The 25,855-nt window shown below is 31.3% G+C and carries 20 protein-coding genes; 17 read left to right on the top strand and 3 right to left on the bottom strand.

The genetic code is table 11. The features are described 5' to 3' along the window. Positions 1–13 precede the first annotated feature (13 nt). From AB3K27_RS17745 to AB3K27_RS17735, 3 genes are all read left to right on the top strand, one after another. Positions 14–1,078, top strand: a complete 1,065-nt coding sequence (locus tag AB3K27_RS17745; protein ID WP_368488683.1) for a diguanylate cyclase — start codon at positions 14–16, stop codon at positions 1,076–1,078. 16 nt (positions 1,079–1,094) lie between these two features. Further along, on the top strand, positions 1,095–4,829 hold the full coding sequence (gene addA, locus AB3K27_RS17740; RefSeq protein WP_368488682.1) for a helicase-exonuclease AddAB subunit AddA: 3,735 nt from the start codon (positions 1,095–1,097) through the stop codon (positions 4,827–4,829). A 451-nt stretch (positions 4,830–5,280) separates the two neighbouring features. After that, on the top strand, positions 5,281–5,403 hold the full coding sequence (locus AB3K27_RS17735) for a hypothetical protein (protein WP_368488681.1): 123 nt from the start codon (positions 5,281–5,283) through the stop codon (positions 5,401–5,403). A 60-nt stretch (positions 5,404–5,463) separates the two neighbouring features. Here the strand turns inward: AB3K27_RS17735 and AB3K27_RS17730 are convergent, their stop codons facing one another. The 3 genes from AB3K27_RS17730 to AB3K27_RS17720 form a co-directional block, all read right to left on the bottom strand. Continuing rightward, complete coding sequence (locus AB3K27_RS17730) at positions 5,464–6,102, bottom strand: amino acid ABC transporter permease (RefSeq protein WP_368488680.1); 639 nt, start codon at positions 6,100–6,102, stop codon at positions 5,464–5,466. A 20-nt stretch (positions 6,103–6,122) separates the two neighbouring features. Further along, the gene (locus AB3K27_RS17725; protein ID WP_368488679.1) at positions 6,123–6,929 is read right to left on the bottom strand and encodes an amino acid ABC transporter substrate-binding protein; all 807 of its coding nucleotides are present in this window, start codon (positions 6,927–6,929) and stop codon (positions 6,123–6,125) included. A 190-nt stretch (positions 6,930–7,119) separates the two neighbouring features. Next, positions 7,120–10,182 carry an insulinase family protein gene (locus AB3K27_RS17720; protein ID WP_368488678.1) on the bottom strand — a complete coding sequence of 1,021 codons (3,063 nt, stop codon included), beginning with the start codon at positions 10,180–10,182 and terminating at the stop codon, positions 7,120–7,122. Between the two features lie 363 nt (positions 10,183–10,545). Between AB3K27_RS17720 and AB3K27_RS17715 the strand changes: the two genes are divergently transcribed. The 14 genes from AB3K27_RS17715 to cbiD are packed head-to-tail and all read left to right on the top strand — an operon-like array spanning position 10,546 to position 25,848. Next, positions 10,546–12,495, top strand: a complete 1,950-nt coding sequence (locus AB3K27_RS17715) for an ASKHA domain-containing protein (protein WP_368488677.1) — start codon at positions 10,546–10,548, stop codon at positions 12,493–12,495. A 26-nt stretch (positions 12,496–12,521) separates the two neighbouring features. Further along, positions 12,522–13,409 (top strand): uroporphyrinogen decarboxylase family protein, encoded by an 888-nt coding sequence (locus AB3K27_RS17710; RefSeq protein ID WP_368488676.1) that lies wholly within the window; start codon positions 12,522–12,524, stop codon positions 13,407–13,409. A 4-nt stretch (positions 13,410–13,413) separates the two neighbouring features. After that, a complete protein-coding gene (gene hemB / locus AB3K27_RS17705) occupies positions 13,414–14,382 on the top strand; it encodes a porphobilinogen synthase (protein WP_368488675.1) in 969 nt (322 codons plus the stop codon). Positions 14,383–14,414: 32 nt separating this feature from the next. Continuing rightward, complete coding sequence (locus AB3K27_RS17700) at positions 14,415–15,482, top strand: histidinol-phosphate transaminase (RefSeq protein ID WP_368488674.1); 1,068 nt, start codon at positions 14,415–14,417, stop codon at positions 15,480–15,482. Positions 15,483–15,538: 56 nt separating this feature from the next. Beyond that, positions 15,539–16,078 carry a cob(I)yrinic acid a,c-diamide adenosyltransferase gene (locus AB3K27_RS17695; RefSeq protein WP_368488673.1) on the top strand — a complete coding sequence of 180 codons (540 nt, stop codon included), beginning with the start codon at positions 15,539–15,541 and terminating at the stop codon, positions 16,076–16,078. Positions 16,079–16,110: 32 nt separating this feature from the next. Beyond that, entirely contained in the window at positions 16,111–17,157 is a 1,047-nt protein-coding gene (gene cbiG, locus AB3K27_RS17690; protein WP_368488672.1) for a cobalt-precorrin 5A hydrolase, read from the top strand. Further along, positions 17,154–18,020, top strand: a complete 867-nt coding sequence (locus AB3K27_RS17685) for a kinase (RefSeq protein WP_368488671.1) — start codon at positions 17,154–17,156, stop codon at positions 18,018–18,020. Before cbiG ends, AB3K27_RS17685 begins: the two co-directional genes overlap by 4 nt. Before the next feature lie 28 nt (positions 18,021–18,048). Beyond that, entirely contained in the window at positions 18,049–18,921 is an 873-nt protein-coding gene (gene hemC, locus AB3K27_RS17680) for a hydroxymethylbilane synthase (protein ID WP_368488670.1), read from the top strand. A 28-nt stretch (positions 18,922–18,949) separates the two neighbouring features. Beyond that, entirely contained in the window at positions 18,950–20,422 is a 1,473-nt protein-coding gene (gene cobA, locus AB3K27_RS17675) for a uroporphyrinogen-III C-methyltransferase (protein WP_368488669.1), read from the top strand. An 11-nt stretch (positions 20,423–20,433) separates the two neighbouring features. Then, entirely contained in the window at positions 20,434–21,294 is an 861-nt protein-coding gene (locus AB3K27_RS17670) for a sirohydrochlorin cobaltochelatase (protein ID WP_368488667.1), read from the top strand. Further along, entirely contained in the window at positions 21,279–22,778 is a 1,500-nt protein-coding gene (locus AB3K27_RS17665) for a cobyric acid synthase (RefSeq protein ID WP_368488666.1), read from the top strand. The genes AB3K27_RS17670 and AB3K27_RS17665 overlap by 16 nt, the downstream gene beginning before the upstream one ends. Before the next feature lie 4 nt (positions 22,779–22,782). Next, positions 22,783–24,105, top strand: a complete 1,323-nt coding sequence (locus AB3K27_RS17660) for a cobyrinate a,c-diamide synthase (RefSeq protein ID WP_368488665.1) — start codon at positions 22,783–22,785, stop codon at positions 24,103–24,105. Positions 24,106–24,112: 7 nt separating this feature from the next. Then, positions 24,113–24,739 carry a precorrin-8X methylmutase gene (locus AB3K27_RS17655; RefSeq protein ID WP_368488664.1) on the top strand — a complete coding sequence of 209 codons (627 nt, stop codon included), beginning with the start codon at positions 24,113–24,115 and terminating at the stop codon, positions 24,737–24,739. A gap of 11 nt (positions 24,740–24,750) precedes the next feature. Further along, positions 24,751–25,848, top strand: a complete 1,098-nt coding sequence (gene cbiD / locus AB3K27_RS17650; RefSeq protein ID WP_368488663.1) for a cobalt-precorrin-5B (C(1))-methyltransferase CbiD — start codon at positions 24,751–24,753, stop codon at positions 25,846–25,848. Positions 25,849–25,855: the final 7 nt, after the last annotated feature.

Genomic DNA, 25,855 nt, shown 5'->3' with positions numbered 1-25,855 from the left:
AGAGGAGAGTTTTATGTTAGCATCATTATTAGAGAAGTATAATCAACTAAAGCTTGATTATGAAGGTTATCAAAAAATGGCTGAAGAAACTATACAAAGACAAAATATGAAAATTGTAGAGTTAGATAAGAAGCTAGATATGTTGTCTCTAATAGTTGAGATAAGTCAGTATATAAATAAATGTCTTGGCAGTGTGGAAATAGTTTCTAAAATACATGATATAATGATAGGAATTTTAGGAGTAACTTATTCTACCGTATATATTTTAGAAAATAGAAAGCTGAAATTAAAGTGTACTAATTTAAGCAGTACTAAACATCATTACAGTATAAATGAATATAACAGTAAAGTAGTACACAAGTTAGATACTAAATTAAATAATTCTTTTGATAATATATGTAAAGATGATAATATTCAAATCCATTCTTCAATATTCATGCCAATATATTTAAAACAAAGTCTTCTTGGTGCAATTATAGTGGAACATAAAATATATAATTACTTAAATGAAGATCATATTAAACTTTTGACGGCACTTAGTAACCAAATTGCCATATGTATAGAAAATAACAGACTTTATAATAAGATAAAAGAAAACTCTCAAAAAGATTTTTTAACAGGTCTTTTTACTAGAAATTACTTTTTTTCTGTTATAAAAGAAAAAATAAAGAATTGTGGCTGTGGATTTGCTATTATAATGGTGGATGTAGATAACTTTAAAAGATTTAATGATAATTTTGGCCACCAGTATGGTGATGTAGTGCTTAAAACTGTAAGTGGTATAATAAAAAATAGTCTTAGAAAGGAAGATCTAGTAGCTAGGTATGGTGGAGAAGAAATTATAATATATATGTATGATATTAAAGGAACTTTAGATGTTTATAACAGAATGACTGTAATAAGAAAGCGTATAGAAGATGAACTTATAGAATATAATGAGAATTCATCTCATGTGACAGTTTCTATGGGAATAAGCATATCTTCTAATAATGCAGAAAGTATTGAAGACATGATAAGAAAGGCTGATGTAAATTTGTACAAGGCAAAAAATACGGGAAAAAATAAAGTAGTATGCTGATAGGATGATAATAATTATGGAATTGGATAAGGTGATAAGTGTGAATACAAGGTGGACGGAAACTCAAAAAAGTGCCATATTTACCCCAAACTGCAACTTATTAGTGGCAGCAGGAGCTGGAACTGGTAAAACTGCGGTATTAGTAGAAAGAATACTACAGAAAATAACAAATAACAGTGAAGAAGTTGATATAGATAAATTATTGGTGGTTACATTTACGAATGCAGCGGCTTCTGAAATGAAGGAGAGAGTGGGAGAGGCACTTTCTAAACTGTTGGAGTTAAATTGTACTTCTAAAAATCTTCAAAGACAGCTTGCCTTATTAAACCAATCTAATATAATGACAATACATTCTTTTTGTCTTAAGGTTATAAAAAATAACTTTCATAGAATAGATTTAGATCCTAATTTCAGAATATGTGATGGCACGGAATCTAAACTATTAAAGCAGGATGCCATTTTAGAACTTTTTGAGGAAAAGTATGAGGAAGAAGATCTGGAATTCTTAAATCTTGTGGATGGATATGGAGGGAAAAATGATAGTAAGCTCCAAGATACTATACTTTCTCTATATGAATTTTCCCAGGGTAACCCATGGCCTGAAAAATGGCTTCAGGATGTCTTGAAAGACTTCAATGTAGGCAATGATTTTAATTTTGGAGCTACTAAGTGGGCTAAAGTACTGATGCATGGTATAACTGTAGAACTTAAAGGTTGTAAAAATAAGATGAAAAATATGCTGAGTATAATTGAAAATATAGAAGGATTGGAATATTATTTAGAACCATTTAAAAATGATATTGAAAACATAGATAGATTCATAGAAATTGCTTCTTGGGATGAAATAAGAAATGAATTTATTAAATTAAGTTTTGATAAACTTCCTTCTAAAAAAACAGATCCTCTGTTGAAATCCTATAAGGATAAAGCTAGGAATACAAGAGATGAAGTAAAAAAGAAATTAATTAGTATAAGAGAAGATCTAATTTCATGTACAGATAATATATGTGAAAATTTGAGGGAAGTATATCCTTTAATGAAATCTCTGGTTTCCCTTGTTATGGATTTTTATAAAAAATACCATGATAAAAAAAGTGAAAGAGGTATGATAGATTTTAATGATATAGAGCATTTTTGTCTTCAAATATTAACCAGTAGAGATAAAAATGGAGATATAATTCCCTCAGAAGCTGCTTTAGAATATAGGGAATATTTTGAAGAAATATTTATAGATGAATATCAAGATAGTAATGAAGTTCAAGAGTTTATAATGAGTATGATAAGCAGAAAAGAAAATCGCGCAAATTTATTCATGGTAGGAGATGTAAAACAAAGTATATATAGGTTTAGACAGGCAAGACCAGAATTATTTTTAGAAAAATACAATAGCTATAGTGAGAAAGAGGGTAGTAAAAATAGAAAAATAAAGTTGTCTGAAAATTTCAGAAGTAGAAAAGAAATAATAGATGCCATAAATTATATATTTAAACAAATAATGTGTAGAGAAGTGGGAGAACTTGATTATGGTGAAGAAGAATGTTTAAAGAGTTCAGCAAGCTATGAACCTTATGAAGGAAATTGCGGTGGGTATGTAGAACTTCATATAGTGGATAAGAAAGAAAGTAAAAATAAATTAGAAAAGGATGAAAATGAGGAAGAGCTTCTAGATGCTATTTCCGTGGAGGCACGATTGGTGGCATCAAAGATAAATGAACTAGTAAATCAGTCATCAGAACAGTATGGCTTTAAAGTATATGACAAGGAAATCAATAGCTATAGGTCTATAATGTATAAAGATATAGTGATATTGATGCGTACTACACAAAATTGGGCACCTGTGTTTGTAGAGGAACTAAATAATTCAGGAATACCTGTATTTGCAGATACTTCTGTAGGGTATTTTCAGACTATTGAAATAAAAACTATAATATCTCTTCTTGAAATAATAGATAATCCACTGCAGGATATTCCCTTTATAGCAGTACTTCGTTCTCCTATAGGAGGATTTTCTCCAGAGGATCTTATAGACTTAAGAATAGTTAATAGAGATGTATCTTTTTATGAAATACTAAAGGCCATAAAGGAACACAGTCTGGAGTTAAAATATTCTTTAGAGCATATAGATGAAAGATTGGAATACAAGGTGGAAGAATTTTTGAATAAACTTTGCCTTTGGAGAAAGAAAGTAATACATATGCCTATAGATGAATTTATATGGCATCTTTATATAGAAACAGGTTATTATGGCTTTGTAGGTGCTATGCCTGGAGGTATACAAAGACAGGCAAATTTAAGAATGTTGTTCGAAAGAGCTAAACAGTACAAAAATATTAGTTATAAAGGACTCTTTAATTTTATAAATTTTATAAGTAAACTTAAAAGCAGCAGTACTGATATGGGAAATGCAAAAATACTTGGAGAAAATGAAAATGTAGTTAGAATAATGAGTATACATAAGAGTAAAGGTCTGGAATTTCCTGTAATAATACTTTCTGGAGCAGGAAAGAGATTCAATTTGACAGATATAAATAAAAATATATTATTTCATAAAGAATTAGGACTTGGACCAGAGTATGTAAACTTTAAAAGGCACATTTCCTATCCCACTATTGTTAAGCAGGTATTAAAAAGAAAATTGAAAATGGAAACTCTTTCTGAGGAGATGAGAATACTTTATGTAGCTTTTACCAGAGCTAAAGAAAAACTTATAATAACAGGAACGGTAGATAATATTGAAAATACTTTTCAAAAATGGTGTGAAGTTGCCTGCTGTGAAGGTGATAAACTTCCGGAATATTCACTTGTAAATTCAAGGAATTTTTTAGACTGGATAGGGCCTGCAGTAGCAAGACATCCTTGTGGGGAACTTATTAGAAAAATGTGTCCTTTTGAATATAATTTAACTTCCATAGTAGAAGATGACTCTAAATGGAAAGTATTTATATACAGTAAAGATAATTTTAAAAATACATTTGATGAAAATATAGATGAGGATATAATAAATCAAATTAAAAGCTTAGAATTAAATCATCATGAAGAATTATACCAAGATGAAGTGAATAGAAGACTTAATTGGACCTATAGATATGAAGAATCTTCTAAAATAGCTGCTAAATTTTCAGTATCGGAGTTAAAAAGGAGATTCAAGTTAATGGATACAGAAAATAGTATAGAATTTATGGAGCCAATATATTTAAAAAAGCCAGTTTTTTTAAAGGAGAGCAAGGGACTTACTCCGGCTGAAAGAGGAATTATTATGCATCTAGTTATGCAGCATATTGATATTGATAGAGTTAGTTCTTATGGACAGATAAAAGAGCAAGTAGATAAACTAGTATTTAGAGAATTTATAACTGAAGTAGAAGCCCAGTCCATATCCATATATAAAATATTAAAATTTTTTAATTCTGAAGTTGGAATAAGGATGAAAAGGTCAAATAATGTATATAGAGAAGTTCCATTTTATATGGAAGTAGAGAGTACAGAATTATATAAGCAGTTGCCACAGCATATATATAAAGATGAGAAAGTATTAATTCAGGGAATAATAGATTGTTATTTTGAAGAAAACAATGAATTAATACTTGTAGATTATAAAACGGATTATGTAGAAGATATAGATTTAATAAAAAAAAGATACCAAGTTCAAATCTATTATTATCAAAGAGCACTGGAAAAATTAACAGATAAGAAAGTTAAAAACAAATATTTGTATTTATTTTCTAAGGACTGTGTACTAGACTTGTCTTAAAGATATTAGATTATAGTTAGAAAAGTAATTTGACTTAAAGTACAATTTTTAGTAACCTTTTTATCTGTTTTTAATATTATATAAATATAAAAGATTTTAATATATACAAATTTTTATGGCTGTATAATAAGTGAATTTTATTATAGAGCCAAAATGTTTCATTTAAGTTAATAGTTATTTATAGTGTACTTAATTATATAAGTAAATTCTTGAGTAAATATATCAAGTAATTCAAAGTTTTATATGGAGTTTGTTCGTGAACAATGCTTTTCCTTTTGGAACTTAGAAGAACTTATAAAAGGGTGTGTTTATCGTATGCTTTTAGAGAAGTTGGAGATTAGCAGGTAGCCATTGGATGAAACATGTATACGTTTTCCAAAGCAGTGATTTAGAATTTAATAGGTTAAGATTTTAGAAGAATTAACATAGGTTATAAGTAAGGAGGGATAAAATGAAGGATACTAAAAAATTTAAAATAACCATGGAAGTAATAGAAGAGTGTCTAGAAGAATGTCTTGAAAATGACAATATATATAAGAACAAAGAAAAGCCAAATTTTGTTAGCAGTAGATAGCAAAATTTGACTTCTCAAAATTTAGTTCTAATATAAAGTCTATAATGAGTATAAATAAAATTATTTTACTGAATATTTTTTTTCTAACTGCCTAAAACCAATAACTAAAACTGAAGTTATAAGAAGATATAAAGCAGCAGCTATAAAAAAAGGAGTAATTGTAAAATCACGGGTTACCACCTCTTTTGCCGCCCTTAAAAGATCACCAACTCCAATAGTAGCTACTAAAGCTGAATCTTTTACTAAATTTATACTTTCATTACACACGGCAGGAAGTACATTTCTAATAGCTTGAGGAATGATTATTCTTGTTATAGTTTCATAATAATTCATTCCTAAAGCCTTTGCAGCCTCAAATTGGCCTCTATTTATGGACTCAATGCCTGCCCGGAATATTTCCGCCAAATATGCAGCATAATTTATGGTAAAGGCTAAACTTGCAGCGGCTAATGGTGACAATCTTATGCCAATTACAGGAAGACCAAAGTATGTAAAAAATAGTTGTAACAACAAAGGAGTCCCTCTAAAAGCCCAGGTATATAAACTTAATATAACTTTTAAAGGCTTAATCTTGGATATTTTTCCTACAGCAACTATACCGCCAAGGGGTATAGAAAAAATAGCAGTTATAAAAAACAATTCTATAGTTATTAAGCTTCCCTTTAGTATAAATCCTGTAATGTCCATAAGTTCAGACACGCAAATCACATCCTAATCAATTATTTTGTAACTATATTTTTACCAAACCACTTTTGAGATATTTTATCTGCGGTTCCATCACTTTTTATAGCATCCAAGGCTTCATCTAATTTTTCCTTAAAACTGGTGTCTGTTTTTCTTATACCTACACCATAATCTTCTACTCCAAAGTTATCATCCAGTATTTTGTATAGATCAGGTTTCTTTTCTATGTAGTACCTTCCTACAACCTCATCTACTACTACTGCATCTGTACGTCCTTGACTTAAATCTAAAAGTGCTTCTGTATTGTTTGAGTATTTTCTAAGATCTTTTAAGGAATTAGAAACGGTAGTATCTGCTTTTAATGCTTTTTCACTGCTGCTTCCCATTTGTAGTCCTACTGTCTTGCCTGATAGATCCTGTTTACTGTTTATATTGGAATTCTTCTGTACTACGATTATCTGTTTATTTTGAAGATATACCTTTGAAAAGTCTATTTGTTTTTGTCTCTCTTCAGTTATAGTTAAACCATTCCATATAACATCTATATCTTTATTATTCAAACTAAGTATTACTCCATCCCATTCAACGGGTTTAAATTCAACTTTAACCCCCAGTTTTTTTGCTACTGCTTTTGCCATATCTATGTCAAATCCTACTATTTGACCTTTTTCATCCCTAAATCCCATTGGAGGGAAGCTGTCGTCCAGTCCTACTACAAATTTACCTTTTGACTTTATATCATCCCAGGATGTATCATCTGACTTTTGAGTTTGTCCACATCCTGTAAACAATATTCCCATTAAGAATATTACCATAGTTAAAATTCCAAATTTTTTCTTCATTTTATATATCCCCCTATTTGTAGAATTTTAATTACACTAAACATTATAATTTACTGTATTAAATTTGTAAACCAATAAATTATCATATCAACAATGATAATGTAGTAATTCATAGAAAAATATATCAAAAAGAAAAATCCCTTAAAATATGGTTAAATACTTTAACCTATTTTAAGGGAATGGCTAATCTTTATCTTCCTGTATCTACAATTTCGTTAAATAATTCTTTATTTTCCTGGATTTTGTCACTAGAACCTTCTAAGAAATATATATCTTGATTTAAAACTTTATCTAGCATATTTCCATAATCCCGTATGTCTTCCGGTGTGGTTGAAAGAGCTTCTTTTTCATATTTCAAAAGATCGTTTGAGGAAAAACCTGTAAGGTATATTGAATCACAAAGGGCACTTTCCACAAGAGGTCCACTAATTTTTAAATTTACAAATTCCTTAATAGCTCCTATAATGTATTTTGTCATTTCATCATCTGAAGCTTCAAAATTTTTAAGATAGTTTGCTGTATTTTTAAAGGTCTGTAAAGTTTCTTTTAGATTGGGGTCTCTTATAGATGCAAGAATAACTTCTCCATCGGATGAAATGGAAATCTGCCCCCCATAGGCACCTCCTGTTGTTCTTAATTCATTCCATAGATATTCTGTATTTAATATATTCTGAAGTACCATCATTTTTCCACTGTAACTATAGCTGGTACCTTTTAAAGTTCCTCCCTGTAATATTGTTTGTACTTTGGCAGAAGAGGAAAAGGCTATATTTTTATTGGTTTCGACAAAAGTATACTTTTGTTTTGGAATATTCTTAGCTGTAATTTCTGAACTTATACGGTTTAATTCAGGTTTAAATTTTTTGATGAAGGAGTCACTTCCACTGCAGCTTGCTATAAGTCCATTTCTATTAAAGGCAAGTTTATAGGTATCATTTAAATTTTTATAGATGTCGTTCCATTTTGAGTCAAAATTATTATCCAAATCCTGCAAAAACTTGTAATATGACAGACCGGAAAGCTCTTCATTATATTTTCCACCTTCGCTCATATAGGAGTTCATGGCCATAAGTGCAGCACTTCCAGAACCAGAAGTAAAAATTGACTGAAGGGCCGATTTATTTTGTTGTATGGTCTGTTTTATTTTTTCTTTGTTCTCAAAGCTACTTTCATTTATAATCTCTTTAATTATATCCAGAGATTTACCAATATTGTCCTCTGGTATTAGTATGGATACTATCATTTTAGGAGAATAGTTATTAAGATTTTTACTATTTGTTACTGCAGATGGAATAAAACTTATAGGTGCTCCTGCACTTTCCAGCATTTCATTTGAAAGTTCCTTGGAAGTGTGTTTTTTGGTGTCTACATTTCCAAGTAAGGAGGATAATAAACTTAAGTAGTGCAATTCATCTTGAGGAACCTTGGATGTATCAAAGTAAAGATTCAAAGTGGATAGTCCATTTAAATTTTGAACATGACTGAGAACTTTTACACCAGATTGATTTTCAACTCTATAGCTTAAATTAGGAAGTTCAAGTTCAATGTCATCTAAAGAAAGTTTTGGCAAGGTGTCTGATGCTTCTTTAGAATCTTCACTTTTTTGCCATGAGGTAAAATCTTCTGTATCCTTTACCAAAGAATTAATGGTTGCTTCATCCAAGTTATTTTTATAAGCTGTAAGTTTTTCTGCCAGAGCTTTGGAATTTGTACTTTCAAGACCTGCTTCAGGTTTTAACATAACTAGTGAATAATGATTGTTTGAAAGAAAATACTTGTTAATCAGATTTTTAAAATACTCATTTTCATCTGTTTCTTTAATTTTTTCCATTATGTCATCTGTATCAAAATACATAGTAGGATCTTTATCATATATCCATGTAGCTAATGCAGTCTGTGATAATACAAGACCTGTTCCACCTAGAGAAGGTAGTATAAGTTCTTTAGAATTAGCGCTTATATCATAAGATGCTAGAGCGGATTTAAGAAAATCCTGATCAAATCCATTTTTATAAATATCCTGCAATGTATTAAAAATGGTTTCTTTAAAAATCTCACTAGAAGATTCATTTGAATTAGAAGCATCAATGGAAAATACAGGCTGAATACCTTCCATATTAAAGGAAGAAGTTACATTTACCGCAATGCCTTTATCTGTAAGAGCTTTTTTTAGTGGAGCATTATCTGTACCTATAAGCAGATAACTTAAAAAGCTTAATGCTATATTTTCTTCTCTATTATCTATAGTTCCTGTAACAAAATTCAAGGAAAGATAGGTTTTATCTTTTGTATCACTATCTTCTGGTATGGAGTAATAAGCTGTTTTTGCAGGTATGTTTGATAGAGGCTCCTGTGATTTTATGGAGGTATCTACTTCAACTTTGTCAAATTTACTTAAATAATTTTGGTCAATAAATTCAAGATATTCTGATATATTTAATTTACCATATAGATATATATAGCTGTTGGAAGGTGAATAATTTTTTTTGTATGTTGATACTAATTGGTCTATTGTAAGGTTTGGAATTTCTGCAGGGGCTCCTCCTGCATCCCACCTGTAAGAAGTATCAGGAAAAAGTGACTGCATTTTTGCGTTATGTAAAATATAATCTGGATTTGAGTAATTACCTTTCATTTCATTATATACTACACCGTTAATTGAAAGATTAGAGTCTGTAGATGGAAGTTCATATCTCCAGCCTTCTTGTTTAAATATAGTGGGATTAGTAGTAAAGTTTGGATAAAATACTCCATCTAAATATACACTCATTAAATTTTTAAGATCTTTTTCATTTGTGCTTGCTACAGGATATGTAGTATAGTCACTGCTTGTCATGGCATTAATAAATGAACCTAAAGAACTTTTTAGAAGTTCTGTAAATGGAGATTTAACAGGATAATTTTTAGAGCCGTCTAAAACTGAATGCTCAATAACGTGATTTACTCCAGTATTATCTAAAGTAGGCGTACGGAAACTTATATCAAAGACTCTTTGAATATCTTCATTACTAACATACATAAGCTTTGCACCTGTTTTTACATGAGTAAAAAGCATAACAGAAGAGTTAATCTTTGGTATTTCTTTAATTGAAGTAAGTTTAAATCCATAATAGGTTTTTCCTATTTCATTACAGGCTGTAATGTTTGTATCTGATGCATAAACAGTTTCGTCGGTAAATACTATACCGAAGGAAGAAAATAACACAAAAGATATTACCATAACAGCAGTGATTTTTTTAAAAAATATTTTCATAGCATATGTCCCCCTTATATTTATATATATATATTATTTGACTTTTTATTAAATTTAATAATTTTTTAAGGTGAAAAAATTTCAATATATTAAAAATCTATTTTTGATATGCTTTTTAAAGATTATTATAGATACTTTAAGTGAATTATAACATGTATTTTCCAGTTGTTCAATTTTATACATATATTGACAAACACGAATTATATTTTAATTATAGATTTTATATATTGTATATTTGGGGGGAATTAATAGTTTGAGTGAGAAGACTTAAGCTTTTGTACGGAGAATTATAATAATTATGTTATAATAAGAAAAAATGAATCACCATATTCTTTAACTTTTAAATTAAAAGAGGTGGAACTAATGCAGGTAAATGTTATTTTTCAACCTACAGGCCATAAAGGTAAAATATGTTCAGGAAAAACTATTTTAGAGGCCTGTCAAAAATTTGGTATTAATTTGGAATCACCTTGTGGTGGGAATGGAACTTGTGGAAAATGTAAAGTTAAACTGGAAAAGGTATCTTTTGAGAAAGGAATCAATTCTAATGGCAGTAATGTTTCACTGATTACAGAAAAAGAGAGAGAAATATTGACAAAAGAAGAACAATTACAGAATTTTAGATTGGCTTGCTGTACTAAAATAACTGGAGATATAGTGATTTCTGTGCCTATGGAAAGTAAGATGGGAAAGCAAAAAGTTCTTGAAGTTTCACAATCAAAATCATTTCATCTAAACCCTGGGGTGAAAAAATATTATATAGAATTAAAGAGACCTACACTGGAGGACTGTAGAGATGATTTTACCCGGGTTAAAGATGCATTGTTACATAAATACAGAAATCTAAAAAAACATATATCTATTGATTATAAAGTGCTGCAAACTTTATCTTTATTATTGAGGAAAGAAAAGTATAAAATAACTGTGACATTGTGGATGGATAAAGAAATTATATCTGTGGAGTCAGGATTGAATGAGAAGGTATATGGAGCTGCTGTGGATATAGGTACCACAACTATTGCAGCTACTTTATGTGATTTATCTACCGGTGAAGTGGTAAAGCAGGCCTCAAGTTTGAATCCACAGATTATATATGGAGAGGATGTACTATCAAGAATTTCCCATTGCAGTATAAATAAAAATGGGCTTGAAGAAATGCATAATTTAATTATTAAAGAGATAAATAAACTATTAGAGGAAATGGCTGCTTCAGTAAATGCAGGTGTGAATCAGATTTATGATATGGTATTGGTATTTAATACTGTTATGCATCATATAGCTTTAAACATAAATCCTGAATATCTTGGACAATCTCCCTTTTCACCTGTCACAGCACAGGGACTGAATATTAAAGCAAGGGAATTAGGTATAAATATATGTGATAGTGCTTATGTTTACAGTCTGCCTATTGAAGGTGGTTTTGTAGGTTCAGATAATGTCTCTGTATTAATTTCTCAGGAACCCTACAAACAAGAGAAGCTGCTTATGATAATTGATATTGGAACAAATGGGGAAATAGATTTTGGAAATAGAGAGAAGTTGTTTTCCACTTCCTGTGCAACGGGTCCTGCACTTGAGGGAGCACAAATTAAATATGGAATGAGGGCAGTTCTAGGAGCCATTGAGAGAGTAAAGATAAATCCTTTGTCTTTAGAACCTGATTTTAAGGTGATTGGAGAAGATAAATGGAATAATACAGCTAAAGTGGGAGGAGCAAAAGGAATATGTGGTTCGGGAATAATTGATGCTGTTGCAGAGATGTATAAAAGCGGCATAATTGGACGAGACGGAACATTTAATAAAAACATAGTATGTCCTAGAATACGCAGGGATGAAGAAGGAAGAAAGGAATATGTCCTTGTATGGGAACAACACACATCTATAGGAAAAGATATTTCCATAACACAAAAAGATGTAAGAGCTGTCCAGCTTGCCAAATCAGCATTATATGCAGGGGCAAAGATACTCATGAAAAAAAGGAATGTGGACTCTGTAGAAAGGATTATATTGGCAGGTGCCTTTGGCAGTTATATTAATAAAGAAAATGCTCTTGTTATAGGATTGTTTCCAGATTGTGATTTAAATGATGTAGTAGTTGTGGGAAATGCAGCAAGCGAAGGAGCTAAAATAACTCTTTTAAATACAGATAAAAGAGCTGAAGCTGAAGAAGTGGCTAAAAATGTGCATTTTGTTGAATCTGCAGCGGAAAAAGATTTTGAAGCTGAATTTTATAATGCTATGAATTTTCCACATAGCAAGGATGAATTTCCACATATTAAACATATTCTTGATAGTATTCCTGTAATCAAGTGAAACTTCGGGGAATGAGAGGACAAATGATGAATTTTAATGTTGATTCAATATGTAAAGGGGAAAGTATGGAACAGATTCCAGCAGAGGCCTTAAAACGAACTGGCATATATTTTGCAGATGCACATTTTAAGAAAGACTGTATGGCAACTGTCTCTGAAAAGATAAAACAAATTGATAAAAACTGTATTTGCTATGTACCTTTTTCTGTAACTGTAGAAGCAGAAGCTTTTGGCTCCAAGGTAAGATTAGATGAATGCAGCAATGGAATTTTGATAGATGGCTTTAAATACACTACAATTGAAGAGATTTCAAATCTTGTTGAATTTGATATAGATAAGGGTAGAATAAAAGAAATATTAGATTGCATTGAAATATTAAGCAAAAGAGGAAATACAGTAGTATTAAATGTAGAAGGGCCTTTTACTATATTAACCTTGTTAATAGATAATTTGAGTATTTATAAAGCATTAAAAAATCAAAGTGATATTATTTATGATTCACTTTTAACTATACAAAATAGTATTAAAAAATATATTATTAAAGCTTTGGAAAAAGGTGCTAGAATAATATCTTATTCAGATCCTAGCGGTGATATAAATATTTTGGGTCCTGAAATCTATAGAAAATTTAGTGGAGAGTTAACCTATAATCTTATAAAGACCTTAGAAGATTATATGGATAATTCTATAATGCATCTTTGTGCAAGGACATCTTTGCCTTTAGAAAAGTTAGGCTTTTGTAGTTCAAGCCCTATAAAAATTAAAGAACATATTAAATATGGAGAAGCTATTTGTAGTTTGTTAGATGAAAAAGATGTTAAGATATTAGGTCATAAATGTATGCAGTGTACTAATAAAATAGTTGAAAATTCTGTGGTGTGGAAACTTAGTTTAAATAATAACTATGGAGGATGAGAAAATGTTTAGAAGATATAGAAGACTTAGAAAAAATCCTGCAATAAGAAGTATGGTAAGAGAAACAGTATTGAATGAAGAAGATTTTATTTATCCTTTATTTGTTGTAGAAGGAAATAATATAAAGAAAGAAATAAGATCTCTGCCAGGAAATTTCCACTGGTCTGTGGATAGGCTTTGTGAATTAATGGATGACATAATTAGAACGGGGATTAAAGGAATAATGATTTTTGGAATTCCCAATTATAAAGATGATTTGGGCAGCGGAGCCTATGATGATGAAGGTATAGTTCAAAAAGCAGTGCGTGAAATAAAAAGAATTGCACCGGATATGTGGGTTATTACAGATGTTTGTATGTGTGAATATACAAGTCATGGACACTGCGGCATAGTAGTAGATAATGATGTAGATAATGATGAAACATTAAAATATATAGCTAAAATAGCACTTTCCCATGCACAGGCAGGAGCTGATATGGTAGCACCTTCTGATATGATGGATGGAAGGGTAGGGGCAATCAGAAGCATTTTAGATGAGAATAATTACAAGGATGTAAGTATTATGGCCTATAGTGCCAAATATTCTTCTGCTTTTTATGGACCTTTTAGGGAAGCTGCAGATTCTTGTCCTGAATTTGGAGATAGAAAGAGCTACCAGATGGATCCTGCAAATAGCAGAGAGGCCATGCTGGAAATTCAGGAGGATATTGATGAGGGAGCAGATATAATTATGATAAAGCCGGCCTTGTCCTATCTGGATATAATAAAAATGGCAAGAGATAAATTTGATAATACAATAGCAGCCTATAGTGTAAGTGGAGAATTTGCTATGATTAAAGCGGCGGTGGCTCTTGGAGATATAGATGAAAAATCTATAGTACTTGAGACGCTTACATCCATTAAAAGAGCAGGAGCGAATATAATAATAACCTATCATGCAATGGATGCAGCAAAGTGGATTAGAAGAACTTGATAATTAACTACAGTTAAAGGGAGAATATGAGGATGATTCATGGAGGGGATATTTACACTGAAGGAGTTTTCAAAGGGAAAAAATTATTGGATTATAGTTCTAATATTAATCCTCTTGGGCTTCCCAAAGTTTTTTTGAAAAATATAAAAGAAGCCTTGGAAAATGTGGCAGTTTATCCTGACATTCAATATAGGAATTTAAGAAAATATATAAAAAAATATATTGGACTTGAAAATGCAAGTATCCTTTTAGGCAATGGTGCCTCTGAACTTATTGATCTATCTATAAGTTTGTTTAAAAGTATACTTGTTATTGTTCCTTCTTACATAGAGTATGAGATAGATGCAAAAAGATGGAATTGCAAGATTAAATTTTCTTATTTGTCTTCTAATATGGAAATTGATTATGATGATATAATGGATAAAATGGTAGAAGTAGATTCAATTATAATTGGAAATCCCAATAATCCAAATGGAGGGGTGATTGACAAGAAAAAATTTCAACCCATATTAGATTTTTGCGAAAAGAATGATAAGGCAATTATTTTAGATGAAACCTTTATTGAGTTTACAGGAAAAACTGAATTTAGTTTTATGGATAAAATAGAACAATATAAGAGTATTTTTATAATAAAAGCAATGACTAAATTTTTCGCCATGCCGGGTATAAGGTTTGGATATGGTATAACTAAAAACAGCAGTATTGTAGATGGAATAAAGAATAGACAAAATCCATGGAATATTAACTGTTTTGCAGAAATAGCCGCCAAATATTGTTTAAGTGATTTAGATTATATTAGTGAATCTGTTGTGTTGATTAATAGGGAGAGACAATTCATGACAGAAGAACTTAAAAAATTATATTTTATAGAAAGGGTATTTCCAACCTATGCAAACTTTGTATTATGTAAAATAAGAAATGTAAATGAACAGCAGGTATATGATTATTGTATAAACAGAGGAATAATCATAAGAAAAGCTGGCAATTTTAAGGGACTTGATAAAAACTTTATAAGACTTGCAATAAAAGATAGAATTTCTAATGAAAAATTGTTAACTGTTTTAAGACATTTTCAGAGAAACAGTTATCCTGTATGCTAGATTTTTATATAACAATACAAGTAAAGTTTCCATTTGAAAAGGAGATGGAATAAAATATGGGTAAATTGAAAAAAGGTTTTGTCCAAATATATACAGGGGATGGAAAGGGCAAGACTACAGCAGCTCTAGGATTGGCATTGAGAGCTGCAGGAAATAATTATAGCGTATGTATGGTTCAGTTCCTTAAGACATCTAGAACAGGTGAAATTGAAAGTGCAAAAAAGCTGGAAAATAATTTTAAAATATATAGATTTGAAAAGAAAAAAGGCTTTTTTTGGACGTTAAATGATTGTGAAAAAGAGGAATTAAGGAAAGAAGTAGAAAAAGCTTATAAATTTTGTTTGGAAACTCTTCAAAATAATACCTGTGATATTTTAATAATGGATGAAATCATGGCTATACTTTCAAATGGACTTCTTTCTGTAGAAAAAATTATCAAGCTTATAGATAACAAACCAGATAATATGGAACTTATATTGACTGGAAGAGATGTACCGGAAGAAATTTTACAAAAAGCAGATCTTGTAACAGAGATGAAAAATATAAAACACTATATGGATAAAGGTATACTAGCAAGAGAAGGCATAGAATATTAAAAATTAAGGGGTTTTTAGAGGAGATCTTAAGTATGAATGTGGCACTAATTAGTTTAAATAAATATGGAGATATAATTGGCAAGAAGATAGGGGATTCCATTCCCATACATATATTTTCTAAAAACAAAATTAAAAATTTTAATATTGTAAAACTTGTAGAGGAACTTATGAAAAATTATGATGCCATAATTTTTGTATCTTCTACGGGTATAGCAATTAGGACTATTGCGCCTTTTATAAAAAGTAAGTCTGAAGATCCTGCCATTATTGTAGTGGATATACTGGGCAAATATGTCATAAGCCTTTTAAGTGGGCATTTAGGCGGTGCCAATGAATTTTCAGAAAAAATAGCTGAAATAATGAATGCAGAGGCTATAATTACCACTGCAACGGATAATTTGAATTTAAAAGCACCAGATATTATTGCAAAGGAAAATAATCTTATAATAGATAATATGGATGATGCAAAGTGCATTTCAGCCCTTATGGTAAATGGTGAAAATATTGTTTTTGAAGATGAGGAAAATCTTATTCATACTCCAAAAGGCTATGGAGGCAACTTACAAACTGCCAGTGGAGTTGTATATGTAACAAATAAATTAAACTATTTTAATACTTATGGCAAAATGGCCGTGCTTAAGCTTATAAGAAAAAATGTAATTATTGGAATTGGCTGCAGAAAAGATTATTCAATTGAAGCTATGCAAAAGACAGTAAGAGAAAAACTTAAAGAATACAATATAGATGAAAGAGCTGTTAAAACAGTTACATCTTGTAACATTAAAAGTGAAGAAAAGGCTATTATAGAATTGGGGAAATTTTTGGGGGCACAGTTTAAAACTTTCAGCAGGGAAGATATAAAATCCATTGAGTATAAATATAAAGGGAGTAAATTTGTAGAGGATCATATTGGCGTAAAAGCAGTATGTGAACCTTGTGTTGAGCTTTCAGGGGGTAAAATTTTGGTTAGCAAACTTAATTTATCAGGAATGACTTTATGTATAGGAGTAGATACAATGCACAATTCACAAGTCACAATTGATGATGTTTGGATAGATAAGAAAAGAGGAAAATTATGAAAGCTACCGCCAGTTATCCAGGCAGCATAGGTGAAATGATACAGGGAAATTTTAGAGGGAAAGATGTATTAATATCTTGCCCTGTGAATTTCTTTACCAGAGTAACTTTATTTGAAAGTAATTGTCCGGTATTTAAATATAATTATCCAAAAAGCATGCAGTTTATGAACAATATTTTAAAAAGATGGAATTATGACGTTTATGAAAAAAATATGGATATGCTTATAACTTCTCAAATTCCAAAGGGAAAGGGGTTTGCAAGCAGTACTGCAGATCTTTGCGCCACTTATTATGCACTTTTAAAACTTTTCAACAAAACATTCAATGAAAGGGAATTAATAGACTTCTGTATTGAAGTGGAACCTACAGACAGTATAATATTTCATACCATGACCATATTTGACTATAAAAAAGGAGCTTTTAAAGAGAGTATAGGAGAATATTTTAAGTTTTATCTTTTAGTATTTGAAGGAATTAAAACAATAGATACTGTAGAATTTAATAATAGAGTAGATAAGTCTTTGAATGCTGTAGATGATTTAATAAAAATATTTAAAAACGGCTTAAGAAAAAGAGCATTAAAAGATATGGCTTTAGCATCTACAGAAAGTATATTGAGAAATGAAAGCAGGCTTAAATATAATATATTGTCCCAGATTATGAGCATTAAAGATTTCACAGGGGGAGTTGGTATTATAGGTGCCCATACGGGAGATTGCCTTGCCATAATCTATGAAAATTCACAAACTGTGGATAAGGCCATAAAAAGTATTGAAGGTATTTTAAATTATAAGATATATAAACTTGAAACCATTGATAAAGAGGAGCTTGTTCAGGCGATCAGTAGTGATTGTCTAGGATAAAAGCAGAATAATTTATGGAGGTAATACTTTGAGTCTTAAAATTGCTACAAGGAAAAGCAAGTTGGCATTAGTACAAACGGATTATGTAATAGACTTATTGACTTTGAAGTTTAAGATGCAATGTGAAAAAGTTTTGATAAAAACTGAAGGAGATAGAAAACTTGATGTATCCTTAGATAAAATTGGAGGAAAGGGCGTTTTTGTAAAGGATATTGAGAGGGCATTAATAGAAAAACGTGCCCAGGCAGCAGTACACAGCATGAAGGATATGCCAAATGAATTACTAAATTTGTTTGAAATAATTGCAATGCCTGTGAGAGAAGATGTAAGGGATGTTTTTATATCCCCTGAAGGTATAAAATTTTTAGATCTTCCCAAGGGAGCGGTAATAGGTACCAGCAGCATAAGAAGGGCAGTTCAGATAAAAAATTTAAGACATGATATAGAAATAGTTCCTATAAGGGGAAATATAGAAACAAGAGTAAGAAAAATGAAGGAAGAAAAATTGGATGGTATAGTTCTTGCAGCAGCTGGAGTTAAAAGGTTGGGTATGTCAGAAATTATAACAGAATATTTTAATCCTTTTCAATTTGTTCCTGCAGTGGCCCAGGGGGCTATAGGAGTAGAAGTTCTAAAAAATAGTGAATATGCAAATACTTTAGAGAAAATTGATAATGAAGATGTAAGAATAAGTGTTGAAGCAGAAAGAAGCTTTTTAAAAAAGCTTCAAGGGGATTGTCATACTCCTGTGGGAGCGTATTCCGTAATTGAGGGTGAAATTCTTAATATAACCGGTATCTTTCAAATGGGCAATAAACTTATAAAAAAAGATATTCATGGAAATAAATGGGATTATGTTGCATTAGGGAAAAGTTTGGGAGAAAAGATTATAAATGGTTAATTAAAGTGAAAGGAAGTAAATATCTACTATGGGAAAAGTGTACTTGATAGGGGCAGGACCTGGAAATGAAGAATTAGTTACTTTAAAGGCAGTAAGAGTTTTAAAGGAATGTACGGTAGTGCTATACGACAGGCTTTCAGGGGAAAGCTTGCTTAGGTATTTAAATGAGGATTGCAAAATATTTTATTGTGGAAAAGAACCAGGTTGCCACTATAGATCTCAAGAGGAAATAAATAATATGCTTGTTAAGTTTGCAAAAGAAGGTCATATAGTGGGAAGAATAAAAGGAGGAGATCCTTATGTATTTGGAAGAGGGGGAGAAGAAGGCATAAGATTAAGCAAAGAGAATATTCCCTTCGAAACTGTTCCTGGAATAACATCTGCCATAGCTGTTTTAAATTATGCTGGAATTCCTATTACCCATAGGGACATTTCAAGAAGTTTTCATGTGTTTACAGTTATGACCAGGGAAGGAACAAGTCTCCAATGGAAATATATTTCCAAGTTATCGGGAACCTTGGTTTTCCTTATGGGAATGGAGCATGTGGGAGAAATATTTAGAAAACTTATGGAAAATGGGAAAAATAAAAATACCCCTGCGGCAGTAATAATGAGAGGAACAACCTCAAAACAAAAGATGGTGACAGGTAATTTGACAAATATAATACAAAAGGTAGAATATGAAAAGCTTCAAGCACCTTGTATTATCGTAGTTGGAGAAGTGGTCTCTCTTAGTAAATATTTAAACTGGTATAACAATATGGAATTATATGGCACTAATGTGTGTATCACAAGGAGCAAAGAACAATCTTATGAAGTTAAAAATAAACTGATTAAATTGGGGGCAGAAGTGACGGAAATCAATGCAATAAAAATTTTAAATACCTCAGAAAATATGGATGATTATTTAAATAAACTTCACAGGTATGACTTTATAGTTATGACCAGTGTAAATAGTGTAAATATATTTTTCAATTATTTAAAAGAGAAAAAATATGATGTGAGAAATATAAAAGGAAAATTTGCAGTAATTGGCTCTGCTACGGAAAAGGCTTTAATGGAAAAGGGTATATATGCGGATATAAGGGCTAAAGAATTTTCAAGTAAAAATTTAAAGGAAGCGCTTATGGAAAAGGTTAAAAAATCTGACAGCATATTAATACCCTGTTCCAAACTATCACGAAGAAAAGTGGCACAAAGTTTAATTGATTTTGGGTGTCAGGTAGATGAAGTACATATTTATGAACCGGTACAGGGAGAAATGTCTGGTGAGAAAGCTTTTGATGAAGTAGATGTGGTGTTTTTTAGCAGCCCTTCTACGGTAAGGAATATGATAAATATGGTGGGATTAGATAAGCTTCGTAGAAAAATCAATATAGCCATAGGGCCTATTACCTTTAAAGAACTGGAAAAGCACAGTATATCCAGCCTTATAAGTGATGAATTTACTACTGAAGGTATGATTAAAAAGCTTTTGCAATTTAAGCAAAATAAGGATTAGGAAGTGATTATGTGAAAAAGGCAATTTTGGTAATCAGTTTTGGAACAACTTATGAAAACACAAGGAGACTTACCATTGATATTATTGAAAATAAAATAAGAAAAAAATTTAGTGACTATGAAATAAGAAGAGCTTTTACGGCCTATAAAATAATAAGTACATTAAAGTCAAGAGATAAAATAATGATAGATACCCCTGGGGATGCTCTGGAAAAGTTAAAAAATGAAGGATTTGAAAAGGTAATTGTACAGCCGCTTCATATAATACCTGGAGGAGAGTACGATTTTATTGTAAGAGAAGTTCAAAGATATAAAGGAAGTTTTAAAGAAATAAAAATTGGAAGGCCGGTATTATTTTATAAGGGAATAGATGAAGAAGTTCCAGATGATTATGGTGTCATGGCAGATGCAATTGAAAACATAATCCCAAAGGATAATTTAAGCATATTAATGGGCCATGGCAGTACCCATTGGGCTAATGCCTGTTACTCCTGTCTCCAGCTTGTTTTAAGAGAAAGGGGATTTAATAATTCTTTTATTGCCAATGTAGAAGGTTACCCTGATTTTAACAATGTAGTTAACCATATAACTAAAAATTATACTTTTACCGAAAAAGAACATAAAAAAATTAAATTGATTCCTCTTATGTTGGTAGCTGGAAACCATGCCTTGGTTGATATGGCCGGGGATGAAGAAGATTCCTGGAAAAATATTTTAACAAGACTTGGGTTCCAAGTAGAAGCTTATGTTCATGGATTGGGGGAAATTGAAGAGTTTCAGGATATTTATATATCTCATATACAAGATGTTATAAATTCAAAATATGATTATAAACTTCACAGAAAGAAGGAATATGAATGCCCAAAATTATGATTCAAGGCACTGCTTCTTCTGTGGGCAAAAGTATAATTACCGCAGCTTTATGTAGGATTTTCAAACAGGATGGCTTTAAAGTTTGTCCCTACAAATCTCAAAATATGTCCTTAAATTCCTATATTACATTAGATGGCAGAGAGATGGGCAGAGCTCAGGTGCTTCAGGCTTATGCCTCAGGACTTGAACCGGAAGTATATATGAATCCTATACTTTTAAAACCTACTACAGATAAAAATTGCCAGGTTATTATAAAGGGCGAAATTTATTGCAATTCCAGTGCCAGGGAATATTATAATATGAAAAAGGAATTTGCACCAATGTTAAAAAAAGACTTTAAAATATTGGAAGATAAATTTGACATAGTTGTAATTGAAGGTGCCGGAAGTCCTGCGGAGATAAACTTGAGAGATAATGATATTGTCAATATGGGCTTGGCAGATATGGTGGATTCACCTGTTATTTTAGTAGGAGATATAGATAAAGGGGGAGTATTTGCGTCACTTTTAGGTACCATAATGCTGCTGACTGAAAAGGAGAGAAGCCGGGTAAAGGGAACTATTATCAATAAATTCAGAGGAGATGTGGATATATTAAAGCCGGGCTTATCAATGATAGAAGAAAAGATAAAAGTACCTTGTATAGGTGTGATACCATATTTTAGGCTGGCTTTAGAGGATGAAGACAGTGCAGTGGATTTTAATACAAAAATTAACGCGCCTATTGATATAGCCATTATAAAGCTGCCTCACATTTCAAATTTTACGGATGTGGATCCATTAAAAATTGAAGAGGATGTGTCACTGCGTTATGTAACAAATGCAGATGATTTTGGGAATCCTGACATGCTTATAATACCGGGAAGTAAAAATACCATAGAAGATTTACTCTATATAAGAGAAGTAGGAATAGAAGATAAGATTAAAAAGTATGCCAGTAGAGATGGATTTATATTTGGAATATGCGGGGGATATCAGATGCTTGGCACATATATAGAAGATCCCTTGGAGGTGGAGACAAAAGTTAAAGCTGTAGAAGGAATGAATATTTTGGATGTGAGTACTGTGTTTGAAAAGGAAAAAGTGACTACAAGAGTCAAGGGCAAAGTTTGCGGGATGACTGAAAACATTAATATTTATGGATATGAAATCCATATGGGGTTATGTAATTATGGTAAAAATGCAAAACCTTTAGTAGAGATAATTGATAAAAATGGCTGCAGCTGTAATTTTAAAGAAGGGGCCATTAATCTAGAGAGAAATGTTATGGGTACATATATTCATGGAATTTTTGATGGAGCTGAGTTTAGACAGTACATAATGAATACATTAAGGGATAAAAAGGGAATAAAACACAAGAACTCAATAATCTATGAAAATTTAAGAGATGGGGAAATTGATAAATTAGCTCATATTGTGAGAAGTAGTTTGGATATGAAAAAAGTATATGAGATACTGAATGTAAAAAGTAAATTTATGGAGTAGAAATATGAAAAGTATAATTATATCATCAAGCAGCAGTGGAGGGGGAAAGACTACAGTAACTTTAGGGCTTATGAGAGCACTTATAAAAAGAGGATTTTTGGTCCAGGGATATAAAATAGGTCCCGATTACATAGATACGGCATTTCATGAACATATAACGGGAAAGGCTTCCAGAAATCTAGATTTATATTTAATGGGTGAAGAAGGGGTTAAGGCTTCTTATGCAAGGGGCAGTGGAGATTATGGCATAGTTGAAGGGGTAATGGGTCTTTACGATGGAAAAGGCATAAATTCAGAGTACTCTACAGCCGTGGTAAGCAGACTTTTAAAAATTCCTGTAGTATTGGTACTTACACCGAAAGCTCAAAGTGTTACCTTCTGTGCAGAGATAAGCGGACTTATAAATTTTGAACAAGTAAATATAGCTGGAATTATTTTAAATAATATAAATGAAAACTATTATAAACTTTTAAGAACCATAATTGAAAAAAACTTTAAGGGAAAAATTAAAGTATTTGGTTACCTTCCTAAAGATGATACATTGGGGTTGAAAAGCAGACATTTAGGACTTATCCAAAGCAGTGAAGTAAGAGATCTGGATAAGAAAATTGAAAAGTGCAGTGAATTGCTTGAAAAATATGTGAATATTGATGAATTACTAAAATATTTTTCAGAGACACAGCAATTTAAGGATCTTTATCATATAGAAAGGAAACATTTAAAAATTGCAGTAGCAAAGGATAAAGCTTTCAATTTTTACTACAAGGAAAATTTGGAGTTATTAGAAGAGCTTGGAGAAGTTCAATACTTTAGTCCTTTAAGTGATAAAAATTTGCCGGAGGATATAGATTTTTTATATCTTGGAGGGGGCTATCCAGAGATATTTAAAGAAGAATTAAGTGACAATAAAACTTTGATTGAAAGTATAAATACTTTATTAAGTAAAGGTACAAGATGTTATGCAGAGTGTGGGGGACTTATGTATTTAATGGAAAGTATAGAGCATAGAAGTATGGTGGGATTTTTAAAAGGAAATGCCTATATGGGTACAAAGCTCTATAATTTTGGATATGCACAAATCAAAGTTGAAACTGATAATTATATATTTCCCAAAGGTATGAAAATAAGTTGTCATGAATTTCATAAATCCTATGTAAAAACGGAAGAAAATACAATATATACATTGATTAAAGATACCTATGATGGAAAACAAAAAAAATGGAGATGCGGTTATTTGAAAAATAATACCCTGGCAGCTTATGCCCATGTGCATTTTTGGGGGAATATGGATTTTTTGAAGTATCTAGTTATTATAAAAAGGAAGTGAAAGTTTCATGGATTATATTAAAAAGCCAGGGGTAATTGAAGAAAAAAGTTTTCAAATTATCGAGAAAGAACTAGGAGCTAATAATTTTACATATAGAGAATTACTTATAATAAAGAGAGTAATACATACCACTGCGGATTTTGAATATAAGGATTTATTATATATCAGACCTGGAGCTATAGATGATGCACTTAAACTTTTGAAAGAAGGAACTACAATTTATACAGATACAAATATGATTTTGGCAGGAATAAATAAAAGAGCACTGAAAACTTTAAATTGCAGTGTAGTATCCTATGTGGCAGAAGATGAAATAGCCCAAATTGCAAAAGACAGAGGAATAACCCGTTCTATGGCAGCCATAGAAAGAGCTTCAGAGGAGGGAATAAACTTTTTTGTAATTGGAAATGCTCCTACTGCTTTATATAAATTAAAAGAATTAGTTGAAGAGGGAAAGTGCAATCCATCTTTTGTAATAGCGGTTCCTGTAGGATTTGTTGGTGCGGCACAATCAAAGAAAGATTTTGAAGAACTTACACTGCCCATGATTACGGTAAGAGGAAGAAAAGGAGGCAGTACAGTGGCGGCGGCAATTGTAAATGCCCTTTTATATATGTTGGTAAATAGGAAATAAGGAGTATACATATGTTTGATTTATATATAAATTGTGGAGGAAAAAAGTTAAGATGCGGTTATACTACAGGTTCTTGTGCTGCAGCTGCAGCAAAGGCTGCCGCTAAAATGCTTTATTCACAGGAAAATTTAGAGCATATAAGCATAAGCACACCCAAAAATGTTGAACTGGATTTGCATATTGAAAGTGTAAAAAAAGGTTCAGACTATGTAGAGTGCTGCATAATAAAAGATGGTGGAGATGATCCGGACGTAACAGATGGAATTGAGATATGGGCCAGGGCTGAAAAAAGTGAAAAGGAATATACATTAAAGGCAGGGATAGGCATAGGAATAGTGAAGGGTGAAGGATTATATGTTAAAAAAGGTGACTTTGCAATAAACCCGGTTCCCAGGATTATGATAGAAAAAGAAGTAAGAAATGTTCTACCCCAGGGAAAAGGGGTTACCATAACCATATTCGTTCCAGAAGGAGAGAAAATTGCAAAAAAAACTTTTAATCCACGATTAAATATAGTAGGGGGCATATCTATTTTAGGTACTACGGGAATAGTAGTACCTATGTCTGAAGAAGCATTGAAAGAGTCTGTAAAGCTTGAAATTTCTCAAAAAGTTGCCAGTGGCTACAAGGATTTAATACTTTTATTTGGAAATATGGGGGAGGATAAAGCTAGAAAACTTGGGCTTGATATGAAAAAATCCGTTATAATGTCTAATTATGTGGGGTTTGCTTTAGATTGTTGTGTAGAAAATAAAATAGAGAAAGTACTCATAGTAGGACATATAGGGAAGCTCTCTAAAATTGCTGCAGGATGTTTTAATACCCACAGCAGGGTATGTGATGTACGACTTGAGGTTATGGCTCTTGAACTTGCACTTATGGGAGCAGATAAGAAGATTGTGGAAGCTGTATATAATGAGAAAACCACAGAAGGTGCAGTGAAAATTATAAGTGAGGAATATAAAGATATATACAGGAGAATAGGCTGTAAAATAAAAAAAAGAATAGAAAATTTTACTTATGGGGCTTTAAAAGCTGAGGTGATCATGTATTGTATGGCAAGTGGAGTTTTGTGGGATGGAAGAAGTAAAATATGTGAAAACAACTAAAGTAAAA

The organism is Clostridium sp. BJN0013, from assembly GCF_040939125.1.
Taxonomy (GTDB): domain Bacteria; phylum Bacillota; class Clostridia; order Clostridiales; family Clostridiaceae; genus Clostridium_B.
Note: the sequence above shows the minus strand (reverse complement) of the source record. Positions and strands in the feature narration are given on the sequence as shown.

What these genes read in the sequence shown, in the direction of transcription:
- AB3K27_RS17745 (WP_368488683.1), top strand. Translation starts at nt 14, where the DNA reads ATGTTAGCATCATTATTAGAGAAGTATAATCAACTAAAGCTTGATTAT.
- addA (WP_368488682.1), top strand. Translation starts at nt 1,095, where the DNA reads ATGGAATTGGATAAGGTGATAAGTGTGAATACAAGGTGGACGGAAACT.
- AB3K27_RS17735 (WP_368488681.1), top strand. Translation starts at nt 5,281, where the DNA reads ATGAAGGATACTAAAAAATTTAAAATAACCATGGAAGTAATAGAAGAG.
- AB3K27_RS17725 (WP_368488679.1), bottom strand. Translation starts at nt 6,929, where the DNA reads ATGAAGAAAAAATTTGGAATTTTAACTATGGTAATATTCTTAATGGGA.
- AB3K27_RS17720 (WP_368488678.1), bottom strand. Translation starts at nt 10,182, where the DNA reads ATGAAAATATTTTTTAAAAAAATCACTGCTGTTATGGTAATATCTTTT.
- AB3K27_RS17715 (WP_368488677.1), top strand. Translation starts at nt 10,546, where the DNA reads ATGCAGGTAAATGTTATTTTTCAACCTACAGGCCATAAAGGTAAAATA.
- AB3K27_RS17710 (WP_368488676.1), top strand. Translation starts at nt 12,522, where the DNA reads ATGAATTTTAATGTTGATTCAATATGTAAAGGGGAAAGTATGGAACAG.
- hemB (WP_368488675.1), top strand. Translation starts at nt 13,414, where the DNA reads ATGTTTAGAAGATATAGAAGACTTAGAAAAAATCCTGCAATAAGAAGT.
- AB3K27_RS17700 (WP_368488674.1), top strand. Translation starts at nt 14,415, where the DNA reads ATGATTCATGGAGGGGATATTTACACTGAAGGAGTTTTCAAAGGGAAA.
- AB3K27_RS17695 (WP_368488673.1), top strand. Translation starts at nt 15,539, where the DNA reads ATGGGTAAATTGAAAAAAGGTTTTGTCCAAATATATACAGGGGATGGA.
- cbiG (WP_368488672.1), top strand. Translation starts at nt 16,111, where the DNA reads ATGAATGTGGCACTAATTAGTTTAAATAAATATGGAGATATAATTGGC.
- AB3K27_RS17685 (WP_368488671.1), top strand. Translation starts at nt 17,154, where the DNA reads ATGAAAGCTACCGCCAGTTATCCAGGCAGCATAGGTGAAATGATACAG.
- cobA (WP_368488669.1), top strand. Translation starts at nt 18,950, where the DNA reads ATGGGAAAAGTGTACTTGATAGGGGCAGGACCTGGAAATGAAGAATTA.
- AB3K27_RS17665 (WP_368488666.1), top strand. Translation starts at nt 21,279, where the DNA reads ATGCCCAAAATTATGATTCAAGGCACTGCTTCTTCTGTGGGCAAAAGT.
- AB3K27_RS17660 (WP_368488665.1), top strand. Translation starts at nt 22,783, where the DNA reads ATGAAAAGTATAATTATATCATCAAGCAGCAGTGGAGGGGGAAAGACT.
- AB3K27_RS17655 (WP_368488664.1), top strand. Translation starts at nt 24,113, where the DNA reads ATGGATTATATTAAAAAGCCAGGGGTAATTGAAGAAAAAAGTTTTCAA.
- cbiD (WP_368488663.1), top strand. Translation starts at nt 24,751, where the DNA reads ATGTTTGATTTATATATAAATTGTGGAGGAAAAAAGTTAAGATGCGGT.